A 16,045-nucleotide genomic window follows, 5' to 3' on the forward strand; every position below is an offset into this window, starting at 1 on the left:
AAACGGAGAACAACCAGATGGGCGATTACGCCAAGGCGCTCGGGGCCAAGCTCCGCGGTATCCGCCAGCAGCAGGGCCTTTCCCTGCACGGGGTCGAGCAGAAGTCCGGGGGCCGCTGGAAGGCGGTCGTCGTCGGGTCGTACGAGCGCGGAGACCGCGCGGTGACCGTGCAGAAGCTGGCCGAGCTGGCCGACTTCTACGGGGTGCCGGTCGTCGAGCTGCTGCCTGAGGGCCGTGTCCCGTCCGGCGCCGAACCGGCCACCAAGATCGTGATCAACCTGGAACGCCTGCAGCAGCTGCCGGCGGAGAAGGTCGGGCCACTGGCGCGGTACGCCGCGACCATCCAGAGCCAGCGCGGCGACTACAACGGCAAGGTGCTCTCCATCCGCACCGAGGACCTGCGCTCCCTGGCGATCATCTACGACATGACCCCGGGTGAGCTCACCGAGCAGCTCATCGACTGGGGCGTGCTCCCGCCCGAAGCCAGGCCGGCCAAAGAAGACTGAGCGCGCCGCAAGCTGGGTGAGGTGTGTCCACGGAAAGCGTGGACCGGGCGCGCTCAGTTGTGTCCTCTGGGGGTCGAACCCCCAGACCCCCGCCAAGGGGCAAGCCCCCTGGACCCCCGCGGCGCCGGTTTCCGGGCAGCCCCGCCTCTACAGCACCGCGCGCAGGCGGTCGGCGATGTTGCCGATGCGGCCGAGCACGCCGTTGACGAACCTGGGGGAATCGTCGGTGGACAGCTCCTTCGCCAGCCCGACAGCCTCGTCGATGGCGACGGGGTCGGGCACGTCCGGCGACCACAGCAGCTCGTAGACGCCGACCCGCAGCACCGCCAGGTCCACCGGCGGCATCCGGTCGAGCGTCCAGCCCTGCGCGTGCTCCGCGAGCAGCTCGTCGATGCGCTCGCGATGCGCCGTGACGCCCTCGACGAGCGAGATCGTGTAGTCCCCGATCGGGTCCACCACCGTCGAGCCGACGCGGTCGGCCAGCAGCTGCACCGGATCGGCGGCACGCTGCGCGGCCTCGTACAGCATCTCCACGGCGCGCCTGCGCAAAGCGCGGCGGCCCTGCGAGCCGCCGCGCTGGGATACCGGCTGGTTCAAGACGAGACCCGGCCGAGGTAACGCCCGTCGCGGGTGTCGACCTTGACCTTCTCGCCGGTGCTCAGGAACAGCGGGACCTGGATCTCGGCACCGGTCTCCAGCGTGGCGGGCTTGGTGCCGCCGGTGGACCGGTCGCCCTGCAGGCCGGGGTCGGTGTGCTGGATGAGCAGCTCGACCGAGGTGGGCAGCTCGACGTACAGCGGCTCGTTCTCGTGCGTCGCGACCTGCACCTCGCTGTTCTCCAGCAGGTAGTTCGCGGCGTCGCCGACGGTCACCCGCGGGACGGTGATCTGGTCGAACGTCTCGCCGTCCATGAACACGAAGTCCGTGCCGTCGTTGTAGAGGTACGTCATGTTCCGGCGGTCGACCGTGGCGGTTTCCACCTTGGTGCCGGCGTTGAACGTCTTGTCCACCACCTTGCCGGTGAGCACGTGCTTGAGGGTGGTGCGCACGAACGCGCCGCCCTTGCCCGGCTTGACGTGCTGGAAGCTCACCACGGACCACAGCTGTCCGTCGAGGTTGAGCACCAGGCCGTTCTTGAGGTCGTTGGTGGTGGCCACGGGTAGTCCAGTTCTCCTGTTGTTCGTTCGTGTTCGCGATCGTCAGACGACCACGAGGTCCTTGCCGCTCAGGGTGAGGAGTTCGGGAACCGTGTCCCGCACGACCAGCGTGTCCTCGATGCGCACACCACCGCGGCCGGCGAGGTATACCCCTGGCTCGACGGTGACCGTCATACCAGCGGCAAGTGTACCGTCGCCCTTCTTCGCCAGGCTGGGTGCCTCGTGAATCTCGAGTCCCACGCCGTGCCCGAGCCCGTGCGAGAACTCGTCGCCGTGGCCGGCCCGTTCGATCACCCCGCGCGCGGCTTTGTCCACGTCCTTCGTCACAGCGCCCGGCCGCACCGCCGCGCTGCCCTCGGTCTGCGCCTGGCTGACCAGGTCGTACAGCTCGCGCTGCCAGCCGGCGGCCTTGCCGAGCACGAGGGTGCGGGTCATGTCGGAGTGGTAGCCCTCGACGGTGGCGCCGAAGTCCAGCTTGAGGAAGTCGCCGGTGGCGAGGACGGCGCCGGTGGGCCGGTGGTGCGGGATCGCCGAGTTCGGCCCCGCCGCGACGATCGACTCGAACGACCGGGCCGCGGAACCGTGGTCGAGCATCAGGTTCTCCAGCTCACGCGCGACCTCGCGCTCGGTGCGGCCGGGCCGGATCCCGCCGCGCTCGATGAGCTGCGCGAGCGCGGCGTCGGCGGCGGCGCACGCCTTGCGCAGCGCGCCGATCTCGTGCTCGTCCTTGATCAGCCGCAGCCGTTCGACCAGGCCGGGCGTGCGCGCCAGTTCAGCGTCCTCGGCGAGCGCGTGCAGCGTCTCGTACTGCTCGACGCTGACGTGCTGGCTCTCGAAACCGGTGCGTCCCTTCGCGCGCTTGGCGAGCGCGGCGGCGCTGGCCCGGTCGTTGACGAGTTCGAGGTCCGGCACTTCCTCCTGGGACTGCGTGACGTAGCGGCCGTCGGTGCAGAACAGGGTGCGCTCGTCGCCCTCGGCGTCGAGCAGCAGCGCCGCGTTCGAGCCGGTGAAACCGGTGAGGTAACGGATGTTCAGCAGGTTCGTCACCAGCAGCGCGTCGGCACCGGCCGCGCGGACCAGGGCCCGCAGCGAACGACGCCGGGTTGCGAACGGAGAGTCGGCCACATGGTCACCTTACTGGCGGGTTGGCTTACAGTGGCACGATGCGGCCCTGGTTGACGCGCGGACTCGTGATGGCGGTGCTGCACGGCGCCGCGGACACCGCACTGGCGAAGGCGACGGTGTTCGATCCGACCGGCCTGCTCACCGCGAAGATCGCGACGATCGCCCTGCTGGTGGGCGCGGCCGCGCTGTGGGGCGCGGTCGACGCGTGGCTCCGCCGCGAGGACGCCGGCCGCACCTGGGTGATCGCGGCGCTGTTCGCGGGCCTGGGCTCCGGCGTGCTGTACGTCATCGGCCGCGGGATCTTCGTCGACCAGGCCGGCACTTCGGAGCTGGGGCCGGCGCTCACCGGTGGTGCCGCGTTCGCCGCGCTGCTGGTCCTGGTGCCGGCGGGACTCGGCCTGTTCGTCGGTGCCCGCCTCGGCACACCCGCGCCGGCGAAGGAGAAGCCCTCCCCCAGGCCCCGGCGGCGGGTGCCGTCGCCGGCGCCCCGCGCGAAGTAGGGCTTACTTCCCGAGTGCCGCGGCCTGCGGGTAGGACCGCCACTGCGCCGCGCTGACGAACTCGACCGCGGAACCGTTGAGCGACGCGACGGACTGCGGGCGCACCGGCCACAGCTTCCCGTCGTCGAGCACGAAACCGAGGCCCAGCCCCGGCGCTTGGAGCGCCCGGGCACCGGAACTCAGGTGCGCGGACACCGGCACCCCGTCGAGTGCGTCGATCCGCTGGTCCAGCACCTTGGTCGCGAGCTGTTCGGCGACCGAGCGGCGGTCGATGCGCACGACCTTGCCCGCCACCACGAGATCGATGGTGCGGACCGGCGAGGGCATCGCGAACCCGTCGAGCACGCCGAGGGTGCGCTGCTGGTCGGCGCAACCCTGGATGCCGACCACGTCGAGGCCGTAGTGCCGCAGGTCGGTGGGCGCGTTCGCCTCGCCGATCCTGGTCGCGCGCAGCACGTCGAACGGGATACGGCCGCACGGGTCACCCGGCGCGGCGAGCGCGTGCCCGTCGGGCCGCCGGACGAGACCGGGGCCTTCCTGCCAGGGACCGGGGATCACCACGGCACGGTAGGGATGCGCAGTGAAGTCACGGTTCCAGAAGGTGATGGTGGTGCCGTCCTGGGTCTCGTGCGCGATGGCGAACGCGCCGAGCGCGTCGACCCACTCCAGATCAGCGCTGAACGCGTCCACGACGGACGTCGTGCGCGGCGCGGCGGTACTCGCGACGGCGGCGAAACCCTTGTCCCCCAAGGATTCCACGCCGGTCGCGAACATCGGGTCCTTGGCGCGCAGGACGAACTGGCCGGCCCCGTTCCAGCCGGCGCCCTTGCCTGTGGTGTCGGTGAACATCAGGTAGAACCAGCCGTCGAGGTAGACGGCGGCAGGCTGGCCGGTGCCGTAGAGGTTTTCGCGGTGCACGTCGTGCGAGGGACCGACGATCGGGGTGTTCGAGCGCGTCCAGGTGAAGCCGTCGGTGCTGGTGGCGAGCCCGATCGCGTTGCCGAGCGCGTGATCGCCCGCGGCGCCGGTGTAGTAGAGGTAGTAGGTTCCGTCGACCCGGATCACCGAGGGGTCGCAGGTGTGCACCCCGTCGAACTGCCCCGGATCACCCGAAAGCACGGCGGGCGGGGCGCCACCGCCGGGGGCGGTGAACGGGCCGTCGAGCGAGGCCGACTCGCCGTAGAGGATGTCGTCGCCGGGCGGCCCCGCGGTCGGGTACTGGCTGCACCACCAGACGCGGATCTTGCCGTTCTCGACGATGACCGTCGGGCCATAGTTGTACGGCGCGCCCGGCCCGCCCGCGGCGACGACACCCGCGCTTTCCCGGCCGGCGGCGGTGCTGAGGGTGACGTTCGAGGGCGGCGGGGCGGGTCTGCCCCCACCGAGTTGCCCGTCCGGGCCCTCGGCCTGGGTTTGCGCGCTTCCCGGGCTGCAGGCGACGGCGGTCGTGCCGAGCACGATCGCCAGGAGCGCAGCACTCAGCCGATGACGGAACCCGCGCATGTACTGGTGACCCCTCTCTGATGGCTGCATCAGTGTAGGAGAGTCATTCCCCCGGTGGGGTGACAGCATGCCGGAGAGCGACGAGTTCGATCTCGAAGCCGTCCTCGTTCTCCAGATACGCCGCGTAGTGCCCAGGGCCACCGGCGTGCGGGTATCTGTCGGCGAACAGGGGCTGCCAGCCGTGCCCGCCGGCGGCTTCGGCGAGTTCGTCGACGCGGCGTTCGGATTCGACGTGCAGCGCGAGGTGGTTGAGCCCGGGACGGCACCGGTCGTGGCCGGTGGCGGTGAGGGCGGGCGACCGTTCGACGACGACGTAGCCCGCGCCGAGCTTCCAGCTGACCCCGTCGGGCCAGCGCTGGTACTCGCGCCAGCCCAGCTCGGCGAGCAGCCAGCCGAAGCTGGCTTCGGCTCGCGGGAGGTCCGGCACCCACAGCTCGACGTGGTGGAGGTGGCCGTGCGGGCGCGGGAGCGCGATGTGCACCCGGTGCGGTGCGCCGTAGTGGTGTTCGAGCCCGATGTCGCGGAAACCCAGTCGCCGGGCCAGTTTCAGGCTGTCCATATTGGACTCGTGAATGAGCGCCCAGACGGCGGACACGCCGACGGTCACGAGTCCGTGGTCGAGCAGCGCCGCGGCGGCTTCGGTGGCAAGGCCCTGGCCGCCGTGCGCGGGGTCGAGGTAGTAGCCGATCTCCGCGGTCCCGGCGGGCAGCTCGTCGGACGGGCGCAGGTGCGCCAGCCCGATGACGGTGCCGTCGCGCTCGATCACCCAGTGCCCCAACCCTTCCGGCCCGCGGTAGGCGAGGCGGCGCTCGATCATCGCGCGGCAGTGGCTGGGGTCGCTGAGGTCGGCCGCGAGGTACCGGCTCAGCGCGGGATCAGCGAAGACGCGCAGGATCGCACCGGTGTCGGAGCTTTCGAGGCCGCGCAGCGTGAGCCGGGCCGTACGCACGACGGGGACGGTCACTGTGCTCGCTTTCCTGTGTGCGGCGGCAAAGCGGAGGCAACGCGCCGGTGTCCAAGCTTTCCAGCCCGCGCAGCGCAAGCCGGGGCGCACACAGGACCGGGACGGTCACCGTGCTCGCTTTTCTTCGTGCGGCGGCGAACCTCAGGGAACGCGCCGGTGTCCAAGCCTTCGAGACCGCGCAGCGTAAGCCGGAGCGTACGCACGACCGGGGACGGTCACTGTGCTCGCTTTCCTTTGTACGGCGGCAAAGCGCAGGGACCGCGCCGGTGTCCAAGCCTTCCAGCCCGCGCAGCGCAAGCCGGGGCGCACACAGGACCGGGACGGTCACCGTGCTCGCTTTTCTTCGCGTGGCGGCACAGCGCAGGGAACGCGCCGGTGTCCAAGCCTTCGAGACCGCGCAGCGCGAGCCGGGGCGCGCACACGACAGGGACGGTCACCGTGCTCACTTTCCTGTGTGTGGCCCCACTGCGCAGGGAACGCGGGTCAGCGGGCGTTGTCGGCGAGCCAGCGCAGCGCCAGGGGGTAGCCGGGCACGCCCAGGCCGGCGATGACGGCCGTCGCGATGTCCGACAGGACGCTGTGGTGGCGGAACTCCTCGCGCTTGTGCACGTTCGAGATGTGCAGCTCGATGAGCGGCGCGGTGAGCTGCGCGGCGGCATCACGCACGGCGATCGAGTAGTGCGTCCACGCCCCGGCGTTGAGCACGACCGGGTAGCCGCCGTCGGCCGCTTCGTGTAGCCAGCCGACCATTTCGCCCTCGTGGTCGGTCTGCCGCACCTCGACCTCCAGCCCGAGCTCGCTGCCGGTCTTGACGCACAGCTCGGCGAGGTCGGCGTGGGTGGTCGAGCCGTACACCGCGGGCTCGCGCTTGCCGAGGCGCCCGAGGTTGGGGCCGTTGAGCACGAACACCTTCACAGCAGCACACTCCCGCCCTGGCTGGGCTTTTCGGCGGCGACGGCCGAGTAGGCGGCGGCGAGCAGCGCCGGGTCCGGCCCTTCGAGCCGCCCCGGTTTGGCGAGGCCGTCCAGCACCACGAACCGCAGCACGCCCGCGCGGGTCTTCTTGTCGCCACGCATGGTTTCCAGCAGCTGCGGCAGGGCGTCCGGGTCGTAGCTCGTGGGCAGGCCGAGCTGCTTCAGCACCGCGGCGTGGCGTTCGGCGGTCGCGTCGTCGAGGCGGCCGGTGAGGCGGGCCAGCTCGGCGGCGAACACCAGACCGACGCTGACCGCGGCGCCGTGCCGCCAGCGGTAGCGCTCGCGCCGCTCGATGGCGTGGCCGAGAGTGTGCCCGTAATTGAGGATCTCCCTCAGGTCGGACTCGCGCAGGTCGGCCGCGACCACGTCTGCCTTGACCTGGATCGACCGGCGCACCAGCTCGCCGAGGACCTCGCCCTGGGCGTCGACCGCCGCCGCCGGATCGGCCTCGACGAGGTCGAGGATCGCCGGGTCGGCGATGAACCCGGCCTTGACGACCTCGGCCATCCCGGCGACGAGTTCGTTGGGGGGCAACGTTTCCAGCGTGCCGAGGTCGGCGAGTACCGCGGTGGGCTCGTGGAAGACGCCGACGAGGTTCTTGCCGGCGTCGGTGTTGATCCCGGTCTTGCCGCCGACCGCCGCGTCGACCATGCCGAGCAGCGTGGTGGGCACGTTGACCAGGCGGACCCCGCGCATCCAGGTGCCGGCGACGAACCCGGCGAGGTCGGTCACGGCGCCGCCGCCGAGCCCGACGACCATGCCACGCCGGTCGAGCCCGATGCGGCCGAGCACCTCCCAGCAGAACGCGGCCACCGAGAGCGCCTTGCCGTCCTCGGCGTCGGGAATCTCGACCCGGTGGGCGTCGAGGCCGGCTTCGTTGAGCTCCTCGCGGATCGCGTCGGCGGTGGTGGTCAGGGTCGGCGGGTGGAACAGGGCGATCTTGGATGCGTCCCGCAGGATCTCGGTGAGCTCGCCCAGCAAGCCACGGCCCAGCACGACCTCGTAGGGGCGGGCGGTGTTCACCTGGATCCGCACCGGCTCGGTCACTGCGTCTTCTCCAGTTCGTCGGTCAGCTGGGTGGCGATGACGGCCACGATCTGTTCGGGGGTGCGGTGGTCGGTGTCGACCTCGAGGGTCGCCACCGACCGGTAGACCGGCAGCCGCGCCTCCAGCAGGGAGCGGTAGGTGGCGCGCGGGTTGACACCGGCCAGCAGCGGCCGTGCCGTGGACAGCCCGACACGCTGGACACCAGTGGCGAAGCCGACGTTCAGGAACACCACGTGGTGCCCGCGCAGCCGCTCCTGGGTCACCGGCGTCAGTACCGCGCCGCCGCCCACCGACAGCACGCCATCGTGCTCACGCAGGGCCTCGGCGATGACCTCCGCTTCGAGCTCGCGGAACGCGGGTTCGCCGTCGGTGGCGAAGATGTCGGTGATCGACCGGCCCGCGCGCGCGACGATGTCATCGTCGCTGTCGCGGAAGGACACACCGAACTCCTTGGCCAGCAACGGTCCCACCGTGCTCTTACCGGACCCCGGCGGCCCGGCGATCACGATGCGGGGCCTCACCACCGTTCCTCCAGCGCCTTGAGGTACGCCTCGGCGTTGCGCCTGCTCTCGGCGAGCGAGTCACCGCCGAACTTCTCCAGCGCCGCGTCGGCGAGGACCAGCGCGACGACCGACTCCAGCACGACCCCGGCCCGCGGCACGGCGCAAACGTCCGACCGCTGGTGGATCGCGACCGCGGGCTCACCCGTCGCGACGTCCACAGTGGACAGTGCTTTGGGCACGGTCGAGATGGGCTTCATCGCGACCCGCACCCGCACCGGCTCGCCGTTGGTGATGCCGCCTTCGAGCCCGCCCGCGCGGTTCGAGCGGCGGGTCACGCCGACCGGGCCGGAGCCGCGGTCGATCTCGTCGTGGGCCTGGCTGCCCCAGCGGTGTGCCGTGGTGAAGCCGTCACCGATCTCGACGCCCTTCATCGCCTGGACGCCCATCAGCGCGCCGGCGAGGCGGGCGTCGAGCCGCCGGTCCCAGTGCACGTGCGAGCCGAGGCCCGGCGGCAGGCCGTAGGCGATCACCTCGATGACGCCGCCGACCGTGTCCCCCGCCTTCCGCACCGCGTCGACCTCGGCGACCATCGCGTCGGTGGCCTGTTGCCCGAACGCCCGGACCGGACTTTCGTCGATCGCCGCGAGGTCACCGGGACCGGGCAGCGGGCCGGCGGGCGCCTCGGCACCGCCGATGGAGATCACGTGGCTGATGATCTCCGCGCCCAGCAGCTGACGGAGGAAGGCGCGCGCCACCGTGCCCAGCGCGGTGCGGGACGCGGTCTCCCGCGCACTCGCCCGCTCGAGGACCGGGCGGGCCTCGGTGAAGCCGTACTTCTGCATGCCGGGCAGGTCGGCGTGGCCGGGACGCGGGCGGGTCAGCGGCTCGTTGCGGGCGACGCCTTCCAGCTCGGCCGGGTCAACCGGGTCGGCGGCCATCACCTTGTCCCACTTGGGCCATTCGGCGTTCTCGATGTGGACCGCGATCGGACCACCCTGGGTGAGGCCGTGCCGGACACCGCCGAGGAACTCGATGTGGTCGGTCTCGAACCCCATCCGCGGGCTCCGGCCGAATCCGAGCCGCCGCCGGGCAAGCTGCTCGCCCACTTCGGCGGTGGTGACCCCGACTCCGGCCACCATCCCTTCCAGCACGGCCGCCAGCGCGGGCCCGTGCGATTCACCTGCGGTTATCCAGCGCAACACCTCACGATCCTGTCATGGCTCGCGCCGTCCGGCTCAAGCGCCCATGCCTGTTTCTGTCAAGTGCTCATCTTGGGCGGCAGCGCTGCCAGGCAGGTGGCCAGCAGCAACCCGGGGCCGTGCGGCACACCGCGCTCCCAGCGGCGCAGCACGGCCAAGACCCGCGGTGGTCAGGGCGGTGAACACCGGCGCCGTCCAGCTCACCGCGCCGACGCCTGTTTCCCTCAAGTGCTCACCTTCGGCAGCAACGCCGCCAACCAGGTCGCCAGTAGCAACCCCGGCCGGTGCGGCACACCCTGCTCCCAGCGGTGCAGCACCGCCAGGACCGCGGTGCTCAGGGCCGCGAACACCAGCGCCGTCCGGCTCAAGCGCCCATATCTGTTTCCCTCAAGGACCCATCGTCGGCAGCAGCGCTGCCAGCCAGGTGGCCAGCAGCAACCCCGCGCCGTGCCGCACACCCCGCCCCCAGCGGCGTAACACGGCCAGGACCGCCGTGGCCAGGGCCGCGAACACCGGTGCGTCCAGCTCAAGCGCCCAGGCCTGTTTCCCTCAACTGCTCATCTCGGGCAGCAGCGCTGCCAGCCAGATCGCCAACAGGAACCCGGGGCCGTGCGGCACCCCACGCTCCCAGCGGCGCAACAGGGCCACGACTGCGGTGGTCAAGGCCGCGAACGTCGGCGCCGGCCGGCTCAAGCGGCCATGCCTGTTTCCATCAAGTACCCAACTTCGGCAGCAGCACCGCCAACCACGTGGCCAGCAGCAACCCCGGACCGTGCGGCACACCGTGCTCCCAGCGACGCAGCACGGCCAGGACCGCGGTGGTCAGGGCCGCGAACACCGCCGCGATGACCGGCGCCGTCCAGCTCACCGCGCCGAGTACGGCACCGAGCGCACCGGCCAGTTTGACGTCTCCCGCGCCGAGTGAGCGTCGCGACAGGGCGTGCGCCAGCAGGTGCAGGCCACCGAACGCGGCAGCGGTGGCGAGGGCACGCAGCATCAGGCCGAGGCCCGGACCACTCACCGCCGCGACGCATAGGGCCACGCCGAGGATCGGGTACGCGGGCAAGGTGAGCACGTCGGGTAGGCGGCGGTACCGGAGATCCGCAGCCGCCAGCGGGACACCCAGTGCCGCGATCAACACCGGGACCGGCAGCCACCACGAAGGCCAGCCGCCACCGAGCCAGCGCCACGCCGTGACGACGCCGAGCACCGCGGCTAGCGCGACCACCGGGGCTCGCGGTACGGGCGCCGGTGCACGTGCCCGGGCGAGCGCGACGGACGCGGCCAAAGCCAGTACGGCGACCACAGTTCCAGTCGCGAGGTAGAGAATTGTTGGTGTGTAAGCGAATAAGGAAGCGAAAGGGACCAGAGTCGTTGTTACACAAGGGAACAGATCAGCAGCGGCGGGGACGATGGTGCGGATTGATTCGATCACGAGTTCGAGCCTTCACCACGCGGGCTCTCCGTCGCAAGAACGAATTTCACGACTGGCCCAGTCGTGCACTTCCGCGGTCAGGGTTGCCAGCGCAGCAGTGCCGTGCCGGACGCGGACCGGATCTCCAGCGACTGGATGTTCTCCGGCGAGATCGACGTGTCGAGGGTGATCTTGGCCGTGTGGTTGGGATCCGCCGCCCAGGTCGCGAGGTCCTCCTCGGTGCCGTCCGGCCGGATCGCGACCAATCGGTAGTCCGCACCGTACTTCGCGCCCTGGTACTCGCACGACATGTCCACTCTGGACCCACCGGAGACCCGCGCCACCGCTGCCGTCGCCTGGACCGGTGCGGCGATCAGCGGCGTCATCGCTGTCCCGGTGACACCGCCGGCACCCTGGGGCAGCAGCACCGCGAGCGCCACCGCCACGGCGGCCACCGCACCGACACCCGTCGTGGTGAACGTGCGCCGGCGGCGGATCTTGCGCACCGAGCTCAGCATCGAGGGCAGCAGGCCACCTGGTGGCTCGGCCGTTTCCACCATCTCTGGCCCCACCTGCGACAGCAACCCCGGCAGTCCGGCCAGTTCCTGCACAGCCCGCGCGCAGTCGGGACACTCCTTCAGATGTGCCTCGTAGGCGGCCCGGTCCTCGGGAGACAGGGCACCGAGGACGTACGCCGCGTCATAGGTCTCGAACTCGTCCGCCGGCCTGCTCACTGCGTCACCCCCCTCTCCTCCAACGCGAGCCTGAGCGCCCGCAACGCATAGTGCGTCCGCGACTTCACCGTGCCGGGCGCGATACCGAGGGTCTTGGCCGCGTCCGCGACCGAGTAGCCCTGGAAATAGCACAGCCCGAGCACCTCACGGTGAGCCGTGGACAGCTCCCCCAGCGCCTCCGCGACGAGCCAGCCCTGCAACGCGCGGTCCGTGTCGTCGGGCATGGCGAGTTCGGGTGGCGCGTCGGTCATCACCTCGGACCGGGCGGCCGCCGAACGCCACCCGTCGATCGCGATCCGCCGCGCCACCGTGAACAACCACGCCCTTGCTGATCCCTGCGACTGGTCCAGGACCCGCGGGTGCTTCCACGCGCGCAACAGGGTCTCCTGCACCAGATCCTCGGCCCGGGTGTGGTCGCCACCGGTCAGCCGCAACGCGTAGGACCAGAGCGCGGCCGCGTGATCTTCGTGCAGCGCGCGCATCAACTGGTCTTCCGCGGCCTCTTTCATACCTTGGCAACCGCCCTCGCCCCAGACCTCGCACGCACGAACAGCAGTGCGATGCCGAACACGACGCAACCCGCCTCGGTGACCACACCCCACACCTCGGACGCCATCACGAACTGCTCGTGCACGCCGAACAAACCACCGGGAGTCAGGGAGAGCAGGTACGCCACCAGCGTGACCGCGCCGAAGCCGATCGCGCCCAGCACCGGCAGCCAGTGGTGCCACACCAGCACCGCGACCGCGAGCGCCACCCCGGCCACCACGTTCACCAGGAACAGCGGCCCGATCGTGGGGATATCGGAGAAACCCTCGTTGGCGTAGAGGTCGTAGTGCACCCACGCCGACCCGAGCAGGCCCAGGACCACCAGGATCCGCAGCACCCATGCCACCATGCCCCGCCCCTCTCCTCGACAAAAAAACGTACAACCGTTTCCACGAAAGACACCTCGCCCGGGTTCATTGAACCGGGGCCGGTGTCATTTCGTGATCAGGAGCATGACTGCCGAAACAGCCACCCGTCGTACCGTCCTGACCACCGGAGTCGCCGTGGCCGGTGCCGCCGCCGGCGCTGTCGCGCTCGCAGCCTGTGGCACCGGCTCGGGATCGTCGTCCAACTCCGGCACCGGTGACACCGTCGCACCCGCCGGCCCGGCCGGCACCGCCGTCGGCACCCTCTCCGAGGTCGAGGTCGGGAAGTGCAAGTCCGTCACCGTGAGCGGGCAGCCCGCGATCCTGGCGCGGCCGACCGACAGCACCGCGGCCTGCTTCAGCGCCATCTGTACCCACCAGGGCTGCACGGTCGCCCCGGCGGGCAACGAGCTGCACTGCCCGTGTCACGGTTCCGTGTTCAACGCGCTCACGGGCGCAGTGAAGAAGGGCCCGGCCGAGCAGCCGCTGCCGTCGATCCCGGTGAAGGTCGACGGCACCAATGTCGTGACCGCCTAAGTTCCCGCGCGGCATTCGGCCCGCCGGGCGTCGAACCCGGCGGGCCGAATGCCGGACTCGGGGTCAGCTCCATACGAACAGTTGCTCGCCGGTGGTGACGTCACCGTCGATGCGCAGCTCCGACAGTCCTTCCGCCGGGGCGTCGAGCGCGACCACCGGCACCACGGGTGAGTAACCGGCGGCGCGCACCGCGTCCGGGTTCCACCGGATCAGCGGCTGCCCCGCCCGCACCGACTCGCCCTTCACCACGTGCAGGGTGAAGCCCTCGCCCTTCTGCTTGACCGTGTCAATGCCCAGGTGCACCAGCACACCCCGGCCGTCGGCGCCCGCCACGACGAACGCGTGCGGGTGCAGCGTGACGACGGTGCCGTCGACCGGCGCCACCGCCTCCTGCTCCCCGCCCGCCGGTTCCACGGCCACGCCCGGCCCGACCATCGCCTGCGCGAACACGGGATCGGGCACTTCGCTCATCGGCACCGCCCGGCCCGCGACGGGGCTCGTCACGACCGTGGTCGCAAGCTCGCTCACAGCAGGTCCTGGATGTCCTCGGCGATCGTGTCGGCCTCCGGGCCCACCACGACCTGGACCACCGAGCCCATCTTCATGACCCCGTGCGCGCCGGCCTTCTTCAGCGCCGCCTCGTCCACGACGGAGCCGTCCTGCAGCTCGCACCGCAGCCGCGTGATGCAGCCCTCGATGTCGATGATGTTCCCGGCGCCACCGAGCGCGGCGAGAATCTTTTCCGGCCTTTCATCGGCCACGGCGGCCTCCTTCTCCCTTGTCCGAACACGTTCCCGTAACGGCGGTTGACACCTCAACGCTGTTCGGAGCATTCTGCCCCATCAAGAAATGGTCTAGACCGGAACGTACCAATCTTCGGCGCCGGGTGCGAGCCCGGCAATGAACCCGAAACAAACGGAGGTGGCGGCATGGTGGCACCCGATGTCGCCGCCGGGCAAGTGGTGGACGGCCCCACGCCGAAACACGCCCAGCTGCGCGAGATCCTGCGCCGCTCGATCGAAGGAGAGCTCCCGCCGGGCTCCCCGATCCCGTCGGAACGGGAGCTCGCGCAGCGATATGCCGTGTCCCGGCTGACGGTGCGGTCCGCCATCGGGAGGCTGGTCGAGGAAGGCCTGCTGACCAGGGCACGGGGCAAGGGCACCTTCACCGCGGCGCGGCGGATGGAGCTGCAGCTCTACCTCATGTCGTTCACCACCGACATGCGGCGGCGCGGCCTCGTGCCCACCACCGAAGTGCTCGCGAAGTCGGTGGAGATCCCGCCGTCACCGCACGCGGGCGCGCTCGGCCTCGCCGACGGGCAGCCGGCCTACCGGCTCGCCCGGCTGCGCCTGGCCGACGGGGTCCCGCTCGCCCTCGAGCGGGGCTGGTACCACCCCGGGCCACTGCCCGGGCTGCTCGACAAGGACCTCACCAAGTCCCTGTACGAGCAGGTCGCACAGCACTACGACCTCCGCTTCGAACACGCCCGGCAGACCGTCTGGGCCGAAGCGGCGGACCGGGAGACGGCGCGGCTGCTCGGCATCCGCACCGGCGACCCGCTCCTGGTCTTCCGCCGGATCTCCACCACCCGGGGAGAGCCGGTCGAGGACATCACCTCCTGGTACCGGGGCGACCGCTACCAGGTGAGCATGCAACTGGACCCGACACTCCCCGCCGATAACGGAGGTATGCCGTGAGTACCACCACCGCCGAAGGAACAACGGGCAGGGGCAGGGGCGTCGCCGGGCTGCAGCGCTTCGGCCGCAGCCTGATGCTGCCCATCGCCACCCTGCCCGCCGCAGGCCTGCTGCTGCGGCTCGGGCAGGACGACCTGCTCGGCCGCTGGGACGCGACGAAGAAGGTCGCCGCCGTACTCGCCGCCGCCGGCGGTGGGCTGTTCGACTGGCTGCCGCTGCTGTTCGCGGTCGGCATCGCGGTCGGGTTCGCCCGCCGCGGCGACGGCTCGACCGGGGTCGCGGCCGTCGTCGGCTTCGTCGTGTTCAACAAGGTCGTGCAGGTGTTCGCGCCGATCAGCGACATGGAGGGCTTCAAGGAAGGCTGGTACCTGCAGCCGATCAAGTGGCCCTACAGCGTGCTGGGCGGCGTGATCGTCGGCCTCGTCACCGCGGTGCTGTGGCAGCGGTTCCACCGCGTCAAGCTGCCGCCGTACCTGGCGTTCTTCGGTGGCCGCCGGTTCGTGCCGATCATCAACTCGCTCGCGCTGCTCATCCTCGGCGTCATCTTCGGCCTGATCTTCCCGCCGATCGACTCCGCCATCCAGCACCTGGGCAACGCGGTGACCGACGCGCCGATCATCGGTGGCGGCATCTACGGCGTGCTCAACCGCCTGCTCCTGCCGATCGGCCTGCACCAGCTGATCAACGTGCCGGTCTGGTTCATCTTCAAGGGCGGCGACATCACCAACTTCTTCAACGGCGACCCGCACGCGGGGGCGTTCACCACGGGCTTCTTCCCGATCTTCATGTTCGCGCTGCCCGCGGCGGCGCTGGCGATCTGGCAGACCGCCCGGCCGGAGCAGAAGAAGGTGGTCGGTGGCATCATGATCGCGGCCGCGCTGACCTCGTTCCTGACCGGTGTCACCGAGCCGATCGAGTTCGCGTTCATGTTCGTGGCGTGGCCGCTGTACCTCATGCACGCGGTCCTCACCGGCGTCTCGCTGGCGGTCTGCAACGCGCTCGGCATCCATCTCGGGTTCTCGTTCTCGGCTGGTGCGATCGACTTCGCCCTCAACGCGGGAGCACCGGCCGCGGCCAAGGCCTGGTTGCTGATACCCATCGGACTGGTGTTCGCGGTCATCTACTACTTCGCGTTCCGGTGGGTGATCACGAAGTGGAACCTGCGCACCCCGGGTCGTGAGGAGGAAGGCGTGGAGGTGACCGACACGACGAACGTCTGACCTCCCTTCGAGGGGCCCGGTGCGGGATCCGCGCCGGGCCCCTCGTCGTAG

At 70.7% G+C, this 16,045-nt stretch carries 22 protein-coding genes; 5 read left to right on the forward strand and 17 right to left on the reverse strand.

Translation table 11 applies throughout. The features are described 5' to 3' along the window. The first annotated feature begins 17 nt into the window (after nt 1–17). Entirely contained in the window at nt 18–506 is a 489-nt protein-coding gene (locus LOZ83_RS15325) for a transcriptional regulator (RefSeq protein ID WP_020422358.1), read from the forward strand. A gap of 147 nt (nt 507–653) precedes the next feature. On the opposite strand, the gene nusB is transcribed toward LOZ83_RS15325, so the two are convergent. From nusB to LOZ83_RS15340, 3 genes are read right to left on the reverse strand one after another with little or no spacing between them, the layout of a single operon-like run. Then, on the reverse strand, nt 654–1,103 hold the full coding sequence (gene nusB / locus LOZ83_RS15330) for a transcription antitermination factor NusB (protein WP_236791257.1): 450 nt from the start codon (nt 1,101–1,103) through the stop codon (nt 654–656). Continuing rightward, nucleotides 1,100–1,663, reverse strand: a complete 564-nt coding sequence (efp, locus tag LOZ83_RS15335; protein WP_236791258.1) for an elongation factor P — start codon at nt 1,661–1,663, stop codon at nt 1,100–1,102. Before efp ends, nusB begins: the two co-directional genes overlap by 4 nt. Before the next feature lie 42 nt (nt 1,664–1,705). Further along, on the reverse strand, nt 1,706–2,788 hold the full coding sequence (locus LOZ83_RS15340) for a Xaa-Pro peptidase family protein (protein WP_236791259.1): 1,083 nt from the start codon (nt 2,786–2,788) through the stop codon (nt 1,706–1,708). A gap of 38 nt (nt 2,789–2,826) precedes the next feature. Between LOZ83_RS15340 and LOZ83_RS15345 the strand changes: the two genes are divergently transcribed. Further along, nucleotides 2,827–3,288 carry a B-4DMT family transporter gene (locus LOZ83_RS15345; protein ID WP_236791260.1) on the forward strand — a complete coding sequence of 154 codons (462 nt, stop codon included), beginning with the start codon at nt 2,827–2,829 and terminating at the stop codon, nt 3,286–3,288. 3 nt (nt 3,289–3,291) lie between these two features. On the opposite strand, the gene LOZ83_RS15350 is transcribed toward LOZ83_RS15345, so the two are convergent. The 12 genes from LOZ83_RS15350 to LOZ83_RS15400 form a co-directional block, all read right to left on the reverse strand. Next, on the reverse strand, nt 3,292–4,791 hold the full coding sequence (locus LOZ83_RS15350; protein ID WP_236791261.1) for a beta-xylosidase: 1,500 nt from the start codon (nt 4,789–4,791) through the stop codon (nt 3,292–3,294). 43 nt (nt 4,792–4,834) lie between these two features. Then, nucleotides 4,835–5,755 (reverse strand): GNAT family N-acetyltransferase, encoded by a 921-nt coding sequence (locus LOZ83_RS15355; RefSeq protein WP_236791262.1) that lies wholly within the window; start codon nt 5,753–5,755, stop codon nt 4,835–4,837. Nucleotides 5,756–6,238: 483 nt separating this feature from the next. Then, nucleotides 6,239–6,670, reverse strand: coding sequence for a type II 3-dehydroquinate dehydratase (gene aroQ, locus LOZ83_RS15360; RefSeq protein WP_236791263.1), 432 nt, complete (start codon nt 6,668–6,670; stop codon nt 6,239–6,241). Beyond that, entirely contained in the window at nt 6,667–7,776 is a 1,110-nt protein-coding gene (gene aroB / locus LOZ83_RS15365) for a 3-dehydroquinate synthase (RefSeq protein ID WP_236791264.1), read from the reverse strand. Before aroB ends, aroQ begins: the two co-directional genes overlap by 4 nt. Beyond that, nucleotides 7,773–8,297 carry a shikimate kinase gene (locus tag LOZ83_RS15370; RefSeq protein ID WP_236791265.1) on the reverse strand — a complete coding sequence of 175 codons (525 nt, stop codon included), beginning with the start codon at nt 8,295–8,297 and terminating at the stop codon, nt 7,773–7,775. The genes aroB and LOZ83_RS15370 overlap by 4 nt, the downstream gene beginning before the upstream one ends. Continuing rightward, entirely contained in the window at nt 8,294–9,481 is a 1,188-nt protein-coding gene (gene aroC / locus LOZ83_RS15375) for a chorismate synthase (protein WP_236791266.1), read from the reverse strand. Before aroC ends, LOZ83_RS15370 begins: the two co-directional genes overlap by 4 nt. 221 nt (nt 9,482–9,702) lie before the next feature. Next, nucleotides 9,703–9,846: a hypothetical protein gene (locus LOZ83_RS15380; RefSeq protein WP_236791267.1), complete on the reverse strand. Its 144-nt coding sequence runs from the start codon at nt 9,844–9,846 to the stop codon at nt 9,703–9,705. Nucleotides 9,847–9,865: 19 nt separating this feature from the next. Continuing rightward, nucleotides 9,866–9,991, reverse strand: a complete 126-nt coding sequence (locus LOZ83_RS39800; protein ID WP_255823895.1) for a hypothetical protein — start codon at nt 9,989–9,991, stop codon at nt 9,866–9,868. A 199-nt stretch (nt 9,992–10,190) separates the two neighbouring features. Further along, complete coding sequence (locus LOZ83_RS15385) at nt 10,191–10,784, reverse strand: A24 family peptidase (RefSeq protein WP_236791268.1); 594 nt, start codon at nt 10,782–10,784, stop codon at nt 10,191–10,193. A 206-nt stretch (nt 10,785–10,990) separates the two neighbouring features. Further along, nucleotides 10,991–11,626, reverse strand: coding sequence for an anti-sigma factor (locus LOZ83_RS15390; RefSeq protein WP_236791269.1), 636 nt, complete (start codon nt 11,624–11,626; stop codon nt 10,991–10,993). Beyond that, the gene (locus tag LOZ83_RS15395; protein WP_236791270.1) at nt 11,623–12,135 is read right to left on the reverse strand and encodes a sigma-70 family RNA polymerase sigma factor; all 513 of its coding nucleotides are present in this window, start codon (nt 12,133–12,135) and stop codon (nt 11,623–11,625) included. The genes LOZ83_RS15390 and LOZ83_RS15395 overlap by 4 nt, the downstream gene beginning before the upstream one ends. Beyond that, entirely contained in the window at nt 12,132–12,524 is a 393-nt protein-coding gene (locus tag LOZ83_RS15400) for a hypothetical protein (protein ID WP_236791271.1), read from the reverse strand. The genes LOZ83_RS15395 and LOZ83_RS15400 overlap by 4 nt, the downstream gene beginning before the upstream one ends. A gap of 103 nt (nt 12,525–12,627) precedes the next feature. Between LOZ83_RS15400 and LOZ83_RS15405 the strand changes: the two genes are divergently transcribed. Continuing rightward, nucleotides 12,628–13,077, forward strand: coding sequence for a ubiquinol-cytochrome c reductase iron-sulfur subunit (locus LOZ83_RS15405; RefSeq protein ID WP_236791272.1), 450 nt, complete (start codon nt 12,628–12,630; stop codon nt 13,075–13,077). A 63-nt stretch (nt 13,078–13,140) separates the two neighbouring features. Here the strand turns inward: LOZ83_RS15405 and LOZ83_RS15410 are convergent, their stop codons facing one another. Both LOZ83_RS15410 and LOZ83_RS15415 read right to left on the reverse strand, forming a co-directional pair. After that, nucleotides 13,141–13,605, reverse strand: coding sequence for a PTS glucose transporter subunit IIA (locus LOZ83_RS15410; protein WP_308190220.1), 465 nt, complete (start codon nt 13,603–13,605; stop codon nt 13,141–13,143). Further along, nucleotides 13,602–13,838: a glucose PTS transporter subunit EIIB gene (locus tag LOZ83_RS15415; protein WP_236791273.1), complete on the reverse strand. Its 237-nt coding sequence runs from the start codon at nt 13,836–13,838 to the stop codon at nt 13,602–13,604. Before LOZ83_RS15415 ends, LOZ83_RS15410 begins: the two co-directional genes overlap by 4 nt. Nucleotides 13,839–14,006: 168 nt before the next feature. Between LOZ83_RS15415 and LOZ83_RS15420 the strand changes: the two genes are divergently transcribed. Next, entirely contained in the window at nt 14,007–14,774 is a 768-nt protein-coding gene (locus LOZ83_RS15420; protein WP_236791274.1) for a GntR family transcriptional regulator, read from the forward strand. Continuing rightward, nucleotides 14,771–15,994, forward strand: a complete 1,224-nt coding sequence (locus tag LOZ83_RS15425; RefSeq protein ID WP_236791275.1) for a PTS transporter subunit EIIC — start codon at nt 14,771–14,773, stop codon at nt 15,992–15,994. Before LOZ83_RS15420 ends, LOZ83_RS15425 begins: the two co-directional genes overlap by 4 nt. Nucleotides 15,995–16,045: the final 51 nt, after the last annotated feature.

The organism is Amycolatopsis sp. GM8 (assembly GCF_021653975.1).
Classification (GTDB): Bacteria; Actinomycetota; Actinomycetes; order Mycobacteriales; family Pseudonocardiaceae; genus Amycolatopsis_E.